The 14298-nt window shown below is 49.3% G+C and carries 11 protein-coding genes; 2 read left to right on the top strand and 9 right to left on the bottom strand.

Annotated features, from left to right (window positions below; all coding sequences use genetic code 11):
• Window positions 1-12: 12 nt before the first annotated feature.
• The 7 genes from menC to aroC are packed head-to-tail and all read right to left on the bottom strand — an operon-like array spanning window position 13 to window position 7879.
• On the bottom strand, window positions 13-1122 hold the full coding sequence (gene menC, locus ACSYSK_RS07650; RefSeq protein ID WP_491714555.1) for an o-succinylbenzoate synthase: 1110 nt from the start codon (window positions 1120-1122) through the stop codon (window positions 13-15).
• Window positions 1103-1921: a 2-succinyl-6-hydroxy-2,4-cyclohexadiene-1-carboxylate synthase gene (menH, locus tag ACSYSK_RS07655; protein WP_491714556.1), complete on the bottom strand. Its 819-nt coding sequence runs from the start codon at window positions 1919-1921 to the stop codon at window positions 1103-1105. The genes menC and menH overlap by 20 nt, the downstream gene beginning before the upstream one ends.
• A complete protein-coding gene (menD, locus tag ACSYSK_RS07660; protein WP_491714557.1) occupies window positions 1918-3624 on the bottom strand; it encodes a 2-succinyl-5-enolpyruvyl-6-hydroxy-3-cyclohexene-1-carboxylic-acid synthase in 1707 nt (568 codons plus the stop codon). The genes menH and menD overlap by 4 nt, the downstream gene beginning before the upstream one ends.
• Window positions 3624-4907 (bottom strand): isochorismate synthase, encoded by a 1284-nt coding sequence (locus tag ACSYSK_RS07665; protein ID WP_491714558.1) that lies wholly within the window; start codon window positions 4905-4907, stop codon window positions 3624-3626. Before ACSYSK_RS07665 ends, menD begins: the two co-directional genes overlap by 1 nt.
• Entirely contained in the window at window positions 4904-5407 is a 504-nt protein-coding gene (locus tag ACSYSK_RS07670) for a shikimate kinase (protein ID WP_491714559.1), read from the bottom strand. Before ACSYSK_RS07670 ends, ACSYSK_RS07665 begins: the two co-directional genes overlap by 4 nt.
• The gene (gene aroA, locus ACSYSK_RS07675) at window positions 5398-6693 is read right to left on the bottom strand and encodes a 3-phosphoshikimate 1-carboxyvinyltransferase (protein ID WP_491714560.1); all 1296 of its coding nucleotides are present in this window, start codon (window positions 6691-6693) and stop codon (window positions 5398-5400) included. Before aroA ends, ACSYSK_RS07670 begins: the two co-directional genes overlap by 10 nt.
• A 16-nt stretch (window positions 6694-6709) precedes the next feature.
• Complete coding sequence (gene aroC, locus ACSYSK_RS07680) at window positions 6710-7879, bottom strand: chorismate synthase (RefSeq protein WP_491714561.1); 1170 nt, start codon at window positions 7877-7879, stop codon at window positions 6710-6712.
• 442 nt (window positions 7880-8321) lie between these two features.
• Here aroC and ACSYSK_RS07685 point away from each other — a divergent pair, with 442 nt between their 5' ends.
• Window positions 8322-8699 carry a hypothetical protein gene (locus tag ACSYSK_RS07685; RefSeq protein ID WP_491714562.1) on the top strand — a complete coding sequence of 126 codons (378 nt, stop codon included), beginning with the start codon at window positions 8322-8324 and terminating at the stop codon, window positions 8697-8699.
• 43 nt (window positions 8700-8742) lie between these two features.
• On the opposite strand, the gene ACSYSK_RS07690 is transcribed toward ACSYSK_RS07685, so the two are convergent.
• The gene (locus tag ACSYSK_RS07690; protein ID WP_491714563.1) at window positions 8743-9915 is read right to left on the bottom strand and encodes a cation:proton antiporter; all 1173 of its coding nucleotides are present in this window, start codon (window positions 9913-9915) and stop codon (window positions 8743-8745) included.
• A 271-nt stretch (window positions 9916-10186) separates the two neighbouring features.
• Here ACSYSK_RS07690 and ACSYSK_RS07695 point away from each other — a divergent pair, with 271 nt between their 5' ends.
• Window positions 10187-11764 (top strand): glycoside hydrolase family 43 protein, encoded by a 1578-nt coding sequence (locus tag ACSYSK_RS07695; protein ID WP_491714564.1) that lies wholly within the window; start codon window positions 10187-10189, stop codon window positions 11762-11764.
• Window positions 11765-11845: 81 nt separating this feature from the next.
• Here the strand turns inward: ACSYSK_RS07695 and ACSYSK_RS07700 are convergent, their stop codons facing one another.
• Complete coding sequence (locus ACSYSK_RS07700; protein WP_491714565.1) at window positions 11846-14287, bottom strand: glycoside hydrolase family 2 protein; 2442 nt, start codon at window positions 14285-14287, stop codon at window positions 11846-11848.
• Window positions 14288-14298 lie beyond the last annotated feature (11 nt).

Below are 14298 nucleotides of genomic sequence, written 5' to 3' on the forward strand. Positions count from 1 at the left end.
CTTTTTCCTCCTCTACTGAATTACCGGACTAGCCGCTAACTGCTGCCGGTAGCGTGGCAAAATTACTACCCCTAGCCCCGCACGTTCCGGGACCCGTAAACACCCCGCAGTCAGTTGTAGCGCATCCGTGTAGTCTTCGTAATAATACCGCGACGTGGCCGACAAGTCTCCCGGAAAAGCGAAGACGGCTAAACTCGCCAACGCCAAATTAGCGGCCCGGCCACACCCGCCTTCAAGCATACCACCACACCACAGCGGGAGCTGCTTTTGCTTTGTCGCTTTAACTAATTCTAACGCCGGCGTCAAGCCGCCGAGCATCGCATTTTTCACGCTCAAGACCCGACACTGTTGTAACTGCCACGCCATTAACGCCTGCTCGCCACTGACGATTGGTTCGTCGAAACATAACGGCGTTTGCAACCGTGCCTGTAAGGCTGCACTTTTTTCTCCCGCTAAACTGCTAAAAGGATCTTCGATAAAAGCCAAGTGCAATTCATCGATCTGTTGCGCCAGTTCAGGCGTGAACGTCAAACTACCATTGGCATCGGCACTCATTAAAACGTGCGGAAAATGTTGTCGTACTCGCTGCAACCGGTGTAGATCCCGGTTTCCTTTGACCTTGATTTTGATCCGTTGATACCCAACAGCAAGTGCGTCTTGCACGGAAGTTAACACCCGCGCTTCGTCTTGCAATCCCAAACTGATCCCGACCGGAACTTTTGAATTGTAAGACACCCCGACGTCTCGTGCTAGTAGTGCTGCTAACGGTTGTTTTTTTTCTTTGGCATCCAGATCCCACACGGCAGTGTCGATCGCAGCTTTGGCCAACTGGTTGTTCTTGACTGCCTGCATCCTGGCGTACAACTGCGCCGGGTGAGTGAACTCCTTTTTTAAAATCAACGGTAACAAAAACTGCCGCAAGATCTGCCTGGCAGTCTCTTGGGTCTCCGCGGTGTAAAACGGCGTACTGAAGGCTTCCAGTTCGCCGTAACCTTGCTGGCCGTCTTCATTGGTCAATTCCAGCAGGGTCACTTCGCGGGTAGTCAGCGTTTCGTGCGCCGAACTAAACGGACTTTTGAGTGTTAATTTAACCGGTAGCAACCTAGCCTGCGTGATCTTCATGACTAGCCTCCCGTAAAATACGCGCAAAAGCAGTCGGCTGCTCCACGTGAATGTTGTGCCCGCTATCAGCAACTACGATCCTTGTGCTGTGAGGTAAAAGCGCGGCCATTTTCTGACTTAGGCGACAAAATTTAGCATCCAGCCGGCCGCTAAGGACCGTCACCGGCAGCGTTAATTTAGGCAAACGTGGCCACAAGTTAGGCATACTGCCGGTCCCCATCCCTAACAAACTGGCCGCCAGTGCGCGGGGATCTTGGTGCAACCGTTGCGCGCGCACCGCTTCTTTTTGCCTTGCCGGTAATTCTTGTTGCGACGCAAATAACGGTAAATTTTCCCACCTAGTGACAAATGCAGCCAAATCGCCGGCCTGTAACTGCGCGGCTAACTGGGCGTCATGTTGGCGCCGCCGGTCACGCTGCTCTTTTTTCCTGAGCCCGGCCGTGCTACTTTCCAAAAACAAACGTGCCACTTTTTGCGGGTAAGTCAACGCGAAATTGAGTGCTAAGCGCCCGCCCATCGAATAGCCGACCAAATTGACCGCCACGTTAGGCACGACCGCCGTTAAGAAGCGTGCTAACTGCTTAGTCTGCGCCGACATCGCGTACAACTGCACGGTGTGCGCCGGCGTCGTTTGTCCGTGACCCAACAGGTCCAAAGTCAGTATCTTTCCCGGAAGTAAGTCTGGCAGCGCGTTAAAATCCGCGCCGCTGCCCATGAAGCCGTGCAATAACAGCCAGACTGGCGCGCCTGTCCCCTGTCGGTGGTAAGCATAATTTAATTTACCAATTTTAATTTTCATTGCTGGCTCCTTTGAATGATCACGGCCGCTTTTTGTTGTAATTTGCGGTCGGTGGCCACGACTTCTTGACGGTTAAGCGGCACTTCAATAAAGACCAAGCCGCTTTCTTGCAGTTGTTCTTGCAGCTGGCCAACCGTTTTAGCCACCCGGTATTTTGCGTGGTATAACTTAGCAACCGCTGAGATATCTAAGTCTAACGGCGTGCCAAAAACTTTTTCAAACTGCGTTTTCTCCGCTGCCTGGGGTAAAAACGAAAAGATCCCACCGCCATTGTTATTTTGAATGATGACCGTCAGCTCCAGTTGGTACTTGTGTGCCATCATCAATCCCGTCAGGTCGTGGAAAAAGGCCAAGTCGCCGGTGTACAAATAAGCCCGCTTCTGGGTAGCGGCCGCCATCCCTAACGCCGTCGAATTAACGCCGTCGATGCCGTTAGCACCGCGGTTAGCGTAAACTGCTAGCGGCTGTTGCGGGGTAAAATAATCGTCGATCTCCCTGATTGGCATCGAGTTGCTGACAAATAACGCAGCATCTGCCGGTAGCTTTTGGCCTAACGTAGCGGCTACTAATGGTTCGGTTAACGAACTTTTAGCCGTCAGTGGCGGTAACGTTTGGCCTAACGCACGGTCCAAACGCACCCATTTTGCCTGCCAGTCATTCGGCGCACTCGCGGCATCCAACTGCGGCAACAAATCACGCGCAGCCAGCGGTACCGCCCAGATCGTCGCCAGCGTATGGTCCAGCTGACTGCGGTGTTCGTCCACGTAGATCACCGGTGCCGGTTGACCGGCCAGCCAATCCGTGATGGCCGCAGAAACCGGCGTCGCCCCTAAACGTAAAATCACTTCCGGCTGTTCGTTTAACTCGGTGTAATTTTTAAACAGCCAGTTACCATGAGTAAGCACTCCAGCATGACCGCGCAAATGACTGAGCGGATCGGCTACCAACGGCCATTTCATTTTACGGGCAAAATCTAAGATCGCGGCGACGTCTTGTTGCTGGCAAACACTTGGCCCCGCGATGATGATCCCTTTTCTGTGGGCAAATAGTTCGTTTAGGCGTGTTACCGTTTTGGGCTGTGCGCGTTTAACCACCGGATCCATCAGCCGCACCACGGGGTTAATAGTATTTAACGCACTGATGTCTGGCAACAGCGGCTTGCGCAACGGTAAGTTGAGTTGCACCGGTCCGCTGGGAGCGCTAAGTGCCGTTTGGACCGCCGTAAAAGCGATCTGGGTAAAATATTTTTTCTCGTTAGCCGTTGCGTGCGCGCTCGGCAAGGGCAAGCGGTAAAATTGTTTGACCTGTGTGCCGTACAGCGCATCTTGATTTAACGTCTGGGGCGCACCGACTTGTTGTAATTCTGGCGGTCGGTCCGTCGTTAGGACTATCAAGGAGACGTTACTGGCATTAGCTTCACAGATTGCGGGATAGTAATTAGCAGCCGCGGTGCCCGACGTGCAAACTAGCAACACTGGCTGTCCCGTCGTTTTCGCAAGCCCCAACGCAAAAAAGCCCGCGGAACGTTCGTCAACGTCCACGAATAATTTCAACTGCTGCTGGTCGGCCATTTTCCCCAGTAAAATAGCGACCGGCGTTGAACGCGAACCCGGCGACAAAACTACCTGCTGCACCCCCGCGTTTAATAACGAGGTCAAAAAAGGAAGCAACTCTTCCGTTAAGTATAATTGTGCGTCTGCCATTACGCTTCACTCCTATCATTTTTAGTTAGCGCCAATAATAACGACTTCAATTTCAGCCCCGTCTCACGCAATTCCGTCTGGGGATCAGAGGCAGCGACGATCCCTGCACCAGCCCACAATAACAACTGTTCATGATGTAATACCCCGCTGCGAATGCCGACGGCCCATTCTCCCGTACCGGCAGCTGACAAATAGCCGATGGGCCCGCCAAATAAGCCCCGAGCCCGACTTTCGCGCTGTCTGATCGTCGCTAATGCCTTCGCGCGTGGCAATCCTCCCAGCGCCGGCGTCGGGTGTAAGCGAGCCAAAACCTGGAGCGGGTCAAAATCTCCGCGAGCCGTGATCGGCGTGTACAGGTGTTGTAAGTTACCGGTCAGTAAAATTTGTGGCGTCGCCGGCCGGGTCACCTGTAAGTCAAAATCGGTAAGTACGGCACTGACTCGGTCCGCTACCAGCCGGTGTTCCAGTAAATTTTTATCATCAGCCAGTAAAGCCGCGGCCAACTGTTCGTCTGCCGCCCGATCTTTGCCTCTCGTAGTCGTACCCGCCACCGCGCCGGTCAGCACCTGGCGTGGTAAAAAAGTAGCCAGCCGTTCGGGCGTTACACTGATAAAAGCACTTTGCGGCGTGGTCAGTAAAATATGGTACCCCGTCGTGTGTCTGACCTGTAGCCACAGGGCAAACGGGTTATTTGGGGTAACACGCACGCACGCGTTTCGTCCCAGTACGATTTTTTGTAATTCCCCCGCACGCAGCTGTTTGACGGCAGCAGTAACATTGGCGGTCCACTCGGTAGCGGCAATTTCTCGGTAGTCCGTAACCGCTAACCTGTGCGCCGCTAACTCCGGTTGCTTTTCTAACTGTCTTTTGACCTCTTCAGCGCGCCCATCGTCTTCACTGATGACCGTCAACCGCGTAGTCTTAGCAGTTCGTTCTACCATCACTTCCGGTACCCAAACCCGTCCGTTTCCTAAGTCGGCTAGTTGTTGGTTGCGCTGGTCTTGGTGGTCAAACAAAAAAGCCCCAACTATTTTAAGGTCGGCTGGTGTACTACCGGCCGTCAACTGAATTTGTCGGGCCGCTTGTTGTAACAACGCTTGAGCCCCGGCAAAGGTCACCGGTGTCATAGTCGGTGCTACCGCCACCCCACTAGCAAAAATTTGCCGTGTTTTAGTGGGATCTTCCCACACAAAGGATTCTTGTCGTTGGTGCGCCAGCCAATTGACTATTTGTGCTGGCGTTATCGGCGTCATCAATTCTAATGTTTTGCTTTTTTTCATCATTCACCCTGCGTTTTTAATTGAGTTAAAATTTGTTCCACTACTGCCGCCGGCGTTTGGTCATCCGTCGTTACTACTTGCTGGGCAACTTGTGCGTAATTGCGCTGTCGTTGCCTTTTTAAAGCTGCCATCTGTGCGTAAGTTTGAGCCAACGGGCGGGTAGTATCTGCTTGCAAACGCCGCCAGATCGTTTGCATGTCAGCTTCTAACATGATCAATTTGGCTCCCGCCGCCTGCAATAAAGTGATATTGTCGGCCCTGACCGGTGTCCCGCCACCAACTGCAAGCACCCCGGGAAAAGCCAGTACCTGAGATAAGACTTCATGTTCTAGTTGCCGGAAAAATTGCTCACCCCGGCAAGCAAAAATCTCACTGATCGCAATTCCGCTAGCTTTGACGATCTCCGCGTCTAAATCCCAAAAAGGCAGGTGCAATTTAGTCGCCAGTAACCGGCCTACGGTAGTTTTACCGCTGCCCATAAAGCCAGTCAAAATCAGCTGCATGGCTCTTGTTCCCCTTTCAGTTTTGCTAGGTCCGTCATAAAAGTCGGGTAAGAAACAGCAATCGCCTGTTCGTTTGCCAAAAAAACGCCGGCCGGGAGTTTTAACGCCGCCACGGCTAACAGCATTCCCAAGCGGTGATCGTGGCAACTGTCGACTGCCGCTGGCACTTGCCACGTGGTCGGCCCGCTGATCTGCCAACCATCCGCCAATTCCGTAATTTTTACTCCCAGTTTGCGTAATTCAACTGCCGTAGTATGCAGCCTGTCACTTTCCTTGTACCGCAACTCTTGGGCTCCGGTGATCCGGCTGGTCCCCCGAGCGTTGGCCGCTAACAAAGCAACTAAAGGCAACTCGTCGATCAGCGCCGGGATCTCACTAGCACCCAGCTGCACGGGTTTTAGGTCACTGCTGCGAACCGTCACGTCGCCGCTTGCCTCTCCGCTAATATTCTGGCGTTTGATAGTTAAGTTGGCTCCCATTCGTTCCATGACCCGCAATAATCCCGTCCGCGTGGGATTTAACCCAACGTTGGTCAAAGTCACCACCGAATGCGGGGTAATCGCTGCGGCCACGACAAAAAAGGCAGCACTAGAAATATCGCCCGGAACCGCGATTCGTTGTGCTACTAATCGGCGACCGGACGTAACTGTGATCGTCAGCCCCCTGGTTTCAACCTGCGCACCAAATTGGCGCAACATGATCTCGGTATGGTCTCTAGTCGGTAATTTTTCGGTAACTGTCGTTTTCCCAGTAGCTGATAATGCCGCTAAGAGCACCGCACTTTTGACCTGCGCACTAGCGACCGGCAGCGTTACTTCTGTTCCGTGCAACTGCCGCCCACTAACGGTCAGCGGTAATTTTCCGGCGGTCGTTTCGATCTGTGCACCTAACTGAGCTAGTGGCGTGCTGACTCGTTTCATCGGCCTTTTACTTAAAGAGGCATCGCCGACCAGCGTGGCCGTCACGTCACTTCCGGCTAACAATCCGAGCAACAAGCGCGTGGTCGTCCCCGAATTATTTAACTGCAATGCCGTTGATGGCTGTTTAAAATGGCGCGTGCCACTCACCAAAAACTGTCCTTGTTCCTGTTTAATAGTAACACCTAAATCCCGTAAAACCTGCACGGTCGTTAAACAATCAGCGCCCACCCCCGGGTGCAAAATGCGGGTAGTTCCTTGAGCTATCGCGCCTAATAACAAAGCGCGGTGAGTAATACTCTTGTCTCCCGGGACCGTCAACGTTGCGTGTAAGCCAGTTTTAGCCGCTGGTGTCAGTAAAATCGTCATTACTAAACTCCTTGTATCAGTATTCTTTAGTTTCTTGCCGGTAGTCTTCAAGTTGTTGTTGCAGTCGCTGCAAGTTAGCCCCATCAAAAGTTGCCGTGATCTCTTTAGCCAGCTCCAACGCCACCACGTTTTCTACGACAAGTGAAGCCGGAACGATCGCTGTCACATCGGAACGTTCCACGTTAGCCCTTTGAACCTCTTTAGTTTGCACGTTGACTGACTGCAAGGCGTGATACAGGGTCGGTAACGGTTTAACGGCCGCGTTTAAAACTAGCGGCATCCCGTTAGTCATCCCGCCTTCAAAGCCCCCTAAATGATCGCTCAACCGTCCCCAGCCACTATCTTCATCGTAACTGATGGGGTCCATGACTTGGCTACCCTTTTGACCGCTGCCGGCAAAGCCAACGCCAAAACTAACACCCTTGACCGCGTTAATGCCCATCACTGCGCCGGCGATTTTAGCGTCTAATTTAGTGTCCCAGCTAACGTAACTGCCCAGCCCCGCGGGTAAACCAGTTGCTACTACTTGCACGACGCCTCCTAAAGTGTCACCGGCTTTTTTCGTGCGGTCGATCAGCTCATGAAGAGCAGTTACCTGGCTATCATCCCAAACGCGCAGGTCATTACCGCTGATTTTTTGTTGCAACGCCGTTAAATCTGATGTCGGCCCCAGTGCTAATTTTTCCGGACCGATTTGAATCACGTATCCCACTAACCGGATCCCCAACTTCGCCAGTAACTGCTCGCAAATATTGCCCAATGCCACACGCATCGCCGTTTCACGCGCAGAAGAGCGTTCCAACACGTTGCGCAAATCGCGGTGCCGGTATTTCATGCCTCCAGCTAAATCAGCGTGACCCGGACGCGGACGTGTTACCTGCCGCAAAGTATTACGTTCGTTTGCCGGAGCCACGGGATCCATGATCTGTTTCCAGTGAGCAAAATCGCGGTTGGTCAACGTTAATGCCAGCGGCGAACCCAGCGTAACTCCATGGCGCAAGCCTCCCACGACCTCGATGCGATCGTGTTCGATTTTTTGCCGGTTGCCCCTGCCATATCCTCCCTGCCGTGCGGCTAATGCTGCGTTGATCTGATCCACGTCTAAATTCAGCCCGGCGGGAATTCCCGTTATGATCCCCGTCAGTTGTGGCCCGTGCGATTCTCCCGCAGTGAGATAAGTCAACATTTCAATTCTTCCTTTACTTATTATGGTTAACAAAATAGCTTTAATTATGCTGCGGCGGCCGAATGCCGCTTCTCGCAGCTTGATTTTAATTACGCTCTAAGCAGCAACAGTCTGTGTCTAGCTACGGTCAACAACAAGTCCCAAACCGACTGATTGCTGAACTAGGCTAGTCCTCGACTGTTAAGCGCCGCTTCTCGCAGCTTGATTTTAATTGCGCTCATCAAGCCAGCAGTCTAGGTCCTAAGGACACTGAACAACAAATCCCAATCCAGGATTTATTATTCAGTGCCACTTAGTTCACGACTGCTAACCCGCTTGACTCGCAGCTTCCTTAATTGTAACTTATTTATCCTTGTAAGTATTGTTCCAAGTTTTACTGGTATTTCTTTTTTTTACTGGTATAATACCACTGTTTGAATTAACTTTTGAGGAGGAAGTTGTCATGGAATTAGGAAGTTTAGCCGAATGGGTCACTGGGATCGCCGAATTATTGGCTGTGGCCGTGGCCTTATTATTACCAATTGTCAGTGCCAAAAAAGAGGAAAAAGAAAGTTCTAAACGCATTTGTTCCATCGGTTTTCGGATGGCTCACCGGGTCTTGCTAACGGAACAAAAACATCACCACGACGACCTGGAAGACAACCCCAGTTATGTTGATTTCAATAAATACATCACGCTCGTTTCCATCATTGGTAAAAACCCGCTGATCGTTAAAACTTTATGGAACATCAACGATTTGTTGCAATCAGTCGGCGATTCCGACACTGACCTCAAAGAAATCAGTGCTAAGATCACCCAGCTGCAAAAAGAAAACGAGTAATAGCAATTACATCTCTAAATACAGTGAAAAAGAAGCCGGGCAACTATTTTGTTCCGGTTTCTTTTTTATTTTGTTGATTCAATTTAATTATTTGTCCTCGTAAAATAAACGGGGAACATAAAGTAGAGATCACAATAGCACCAATAATTACTGAATAATTAGTGACTGGTAATAAGTGAGTGGTAAATCCTGTCTGCGCTACTACCAAAGCCATTTCGCCACGTGAAATCATTCCAGCGCCAATTAAGTTAGAACTACTAAATTTAAAATTAGCTAAGCGTGCTCCTAGCCCAGCACCGACCCACTTAGAAATCACACTAACAACGCTTAAAATAAACAACAGAGCTAAATTACTGGTAAGACCCGTAATAGTCAAATTTAAACCAATGCTGACAAAAAAGATGGGAATAAATAATGCGTAACCCAGTGTACCTACCTCATTACTAACTACCTGCTGATATTTAGTCTGCCCTACAGCTAGTCCTACTAAAAACGCACCAATTGCACTGCTAAGTCCCACTAATTGCGCTAAATAAGAAATCCCCAAACAAAAAATCAACGCCATCATAGTTACTGCCACGGGTAGCAGCAATTTTTCCGCCACTCGCAACAAATATGGAATCACCCATCTCCCTCCAATATAGAGTACTAAAATAAAACCAACGGTCACCACCAATTTAGTCCACCATGAATACTGCTTTTCAGTTACTCCAGCTAAACTAATTAAAATACTTAAGGCCACCACTGATAAAATATCATCTATAACTGCTGCCGCTAATATCGTCATTCCTTCAGGAGTTTTCAAATAATGCATACTCTGCAAAACCTCTACCGAAATTGAAACTGAAGTTGCGGTAAAAATTACACCTATAAAGATACTTTGTAATTGATTCGAGCCCAAAAGTACCCCAACTAAATACGTACTACAAAAAGGGAAAATCACACCTAAAACAGCCACTAAAAAACCTGGCTTCAAATATTTTTTTAACAATGTAATATCACTCGTTAAACCTGCAATAAACATTAAGAGCATAACTCCAATATTGGAAAATTCTGTAAGTAAATTACTGGGATAGACCCAGTCCAACAGTGCGGGGCCTAATAAAATCCCCGCCAACAATTCTCCTATAACCGGAGGAAAATTTAACGCTGCACTACAATGTCCCAACAAAATGGCTGCTAGTAAAATCAAACACAAAGTTTCCAAAATATTCACAATTATCTTCCTTTCATCACAAAAAAAGCCCGGCCTCAAGTTACCTTAGCAACCCAAACTAAGGTAATATTCTTGAAAGCACAGACTCCAACCAATAAAATATTCAATTAATTCAAGGCTAATTGTATGATATCTGATGCTGCTTTTCAAGCAGGTCTTCCTTAATATGTAAAATGAACACTAAAGTAATGTAATTTAACTATAGTTTTTAAAAGCAACCAACTCTATACTTAAAATCATCATCATAATCAAACAGAAAGGAGTGCTCATTTTGCACACATTTACCTTGAAAAACCCCATTTTACGTGGCTTCAATCCCGATCCCAGCATGATCTACGTCGACGGTACTTTTTACATCGCTAACTCTACGTTCGAATACCAGCCCGGCGTGACTATCCATTATTCAAAGGATTTGGCCCATTGGCACAGTACTGGCGTTTTAAATGACAAAAAGCACTTAGACTTAACGGGGATCCCGCACAGTGGTGGCGTCTGGGCGCCGTGTTTGCGTTACAATGCCAGCGAAAAATTATTCTACCTCGTTTACACCAACTTTAAGAGTAGCTACACCCCGCCGTTTCGCGACCAGGATAATTTTTTGATCACCGCCCCGTCCATTTTTGGTCCGTGGAGCGAGCCCGTTTACCTCAATTCCAGTGGTTACGACCCGTCGATTTTCTTTGATGAAAATGGTAAGTCCTACATCTGCAACATGTTATGGGATTACCGCCAAACTCCGGAAAAACAAAGTGCGGGCATCATTTTACAGGAATATTCACCAGCAGAAAAACACTTGTTAGGAAAACCGCAGTTGATTTTCACGGGGACCGCAGCCGGACAAACCGAAGGCCCTAGCATCTACCAGTATCGCGGTTATTACTATTTGATGACGGCGGAAGGCGGCACCAGTTACGATCACCGGGTAACTTTATGTCGCGCTAAAAATATCTTTGGCCCTTACGAAGTCCACCCGCAAGAATTTATTTTAAGCGGAGACGAGCACATCGCTAAAGCCGGACACGCTAGCATTTGCCAAGACGACCACGGACAGTGGTACATGGCTTACCTGTGCAGCCGCCCGTTAGCCAACAAACGCTGTACTTTAGGCCGCGAGACCGCTATCCAAAAAGTAGAATGGCACGACGATGACTGGTTATACACCAGCAACGGCACCGGAAAACCGGACTTAGAATTAACGGTGGAATCAACTGACGAAACTCCAGTACTGACTGACACTTCCAGCGAATACAACGATTTTAGTGCCGCGAATTTCAAGGAAGACTTCTTAGCTTTACGCGAGCCGACTACTAACGGGCGGATCGCAATTGCCGGTCAAAAATTACGCCTCTACGGCCGTGAAAGTATCAACAGCGTGATCGAACAAAGCTTAGTTGTGCGGCGGCAAACCTCCAAAAACTTTACGGCAACGACTAAATTACACTATGAGCCCCAAAACTTCGGCCACATGGCGGGGTTGATCTACCGTTACAATGAAGCGCACCAATTTTACTGCTACATGACTAAAGACGAACAAGCAGGTTACGTGGTCAGGTCGTTAGCGATCGACGGCTTTAAATACGAAAACTCGCCGCAAATCAAAATCAGTGCGCCAGATGTCAGTTTACGGGTAGTAGTCAAACAAGACGTGGGGCAATTCTACTGCAGTGAAGACGAGCAAAACTGGCAGCCGGTTGGAAAACAATTTGATGCCAGTCAATTATCGGATGACTACGCGATCGGTTTTACCGCCGCGATGGTCGGGATGGCGTGCCAAGATTTATTTGAACACAACTACCCGGCAGACTTTCTAGGATTTAGTTACAAGGATCAGGATCAGTCGAAGCTGTGAGTCAAAGCTACTTCTTTTTCCAGTCAAAAAGCCTATCCAAATCATTACTGATTTGGATAAGCTTTTTTGTTACTAACCAATTTACAATTTTATTTGGGCCTGCAAATCATTAGCCGTTTTGACCATCAAAGTGGCAGCACTTTGTTTGCCGTCAATTACCACCAACGCCCGGCCACGGTACGTCTTAGTAATCGCGGTGAGGTATTCATCAAGCGGTCGTGGATCACCACTACCGACAGCGTAAATTTGGGCGTCGCCCGTAACACTGGCAGTTAATTCGACGTCTTGGTCAGTCACTAACTCACCGTTAGCATCACACAACTGCACGTCGACGTAGCGCAGATCGTGTCCTTGCACCCCGGCAACTTGCGCACTTTTTTCTACAGCAAGTGTTAACTGGCTGGGTTGACCCGCTGAAGTCAGCGTCATTTTACCGATAACTTGCCCGGCTTCATCATAAGTCAGCGCCGTGAGCTCACCCGGCTCGTATTTAAGTTCGAATAACGAGCGGTAAGCAACAGACTGACCCGCAGGCTTTTTCCCCAAACTCTTACCGTTTAACACCAACTCGACCTCACTGCCGCCGCTATATACCTCTACTATTACCGGCGACCCGGCAGCAATTTGCCACGACCAACTCGCTTGCGTATCGCTGATGATCCACGGCGTTAACTGGACCGGTTGCCCGTAATGGTGCGGGTCTTGCACCGCGATAAACGGATTTTGTCGTAAACCGAAGACGATTTCGCGGTAATAGGAAACCGTTTTTCTAAATCCGGTGATGTCAATGTCGCCCACTCCGGATAGTACGGTCGGATAAACGGCACCAAAACCACCATCTCCAGGTTGGTAACTAGGAATTCCGACACCGACTTCGCCCAGAAAATCCCACCCGGCCCAAGTGAAATCACCGAGCACTTGCGGGTATTTTTGCACACTCTCCCAATCACGAGCGATCTTAGGCGGGTAAGTTTCGCTGCCGACCATCAACCTATTTGGGTGCTCTTGCACGTCTTGGTGGTAACGACTACCCATATAGTTGTAGCCCATTACATCTAATTGGCTGTCAATCTTGGCTAACTGGCGTGAGATCAGCGGATCTTTCATGATCGTATCCACGTATTTGTCCAAATAAGTCATAAATTCGTTAACGTTGCCGTCTTCCAAATCGACGTTTTCTTTTTCTTGGACAACCTGCGCCACTATCTTGGTGATCTGATTGCCCACGATATACATGCCGTTAACGGCTGCCAAAACAAAACGTGTCGGATCCAAGGCCTTGATCCGCTGAGAAAGCTGGGCACATAGCGTCAGTCCTTGGTCGGTACCGATCTCCGGAATTTCGTTACCGATCGAATACAAAATAACGGCCGGGTGATTGAAATCCTTGCGCACCATTAAATCAACGTCTTTTCGCCAGTTTTCCGCAAAGTTCAAACTGTAATCGTAATCAGATTTGCTGCGGTTCCACATATCAAATGTTTCGTCTAACACGTACATTCCCAGCCGGTCACAGGCGCGCAACAACGCCGGTGCTGCCGGATGGTGGGCCATTCTAATGGCGTTAAATCCCGCTTGTTTCATAATTTTGATCCGGCGCATTTCACTGGCTTCCAAAGTCACAGCACCGATGATCCCACTATCGTGGTGAATCGCTGCGCCGCGTAGTTTGACGGCTTTGCCATTGACGGTCAAACCGTTATATGGGTCTAACTGAATTTTGCGGATACCCGTGATCACTTGTTCTTGGTCTACCATCCGGTCGTCGTCCGTCAGTTTCAGCTCAACGCGGTATAAATTAGGAGAATCTGCGCTCCACAATTGTGGCCGTTGTACGTATAACCGCTGGTGTAATACCTGCTCTTGTTCGGCGAATAAACTGACCACCGCAGTTGCATCCGCCACCTGCTGGTCTGTTGCGTCAAAAACCTTGGTCGTCAACTGTAATTCTTGGTGCCGCGTGCCGTTGATAACTCGCATTTGGACGTCAAGGATCGCTAGTTTTTCGTTACAACTGACCGTTTTGACCATCACCTCGTTGGGTGCTAAGTAAGTTTTTTCACTCGTCAACAGGTAAACATCGCGGTAGATCCCCGCACCAGAATACCAACGACTATTAGGCTGCGCCCCACTTCTGACCTGTACGCGGATCTCGTTATCACCGCCAAACGTCAAGTATTTAGTAATATCGACGTCAAAAGTCGAATAGCCGTACAAACATTTGCCCGCCAACTGACCGTTGACGTAAACAAACGTGTTCATGTATACGCCATCGAATTGCAGGATAAAATTCTTAGCCGCATCCGCTTTACTGACCGCTAAATTCTTAGTGTAAACGAAAGTACCACCATCGTGATAGCCGGTATTGCCACCATTCGTACTGTCCGGATTTCTCTTTTTAGTTAGCATCGCGTCATGGGGCAAGTTTACCTTTTGCGCGTTAGGTGGAGTTGACCAGATCAAAGCAAACGAATTGTGATCCTCCCAGAAATTCCAGTCCTGGTCCCAGTTATTTTTTTGCATGTGATTTACTC

The organism is Ligilactobacillus sp. ESL1201 (assembly GCF_058503265.1).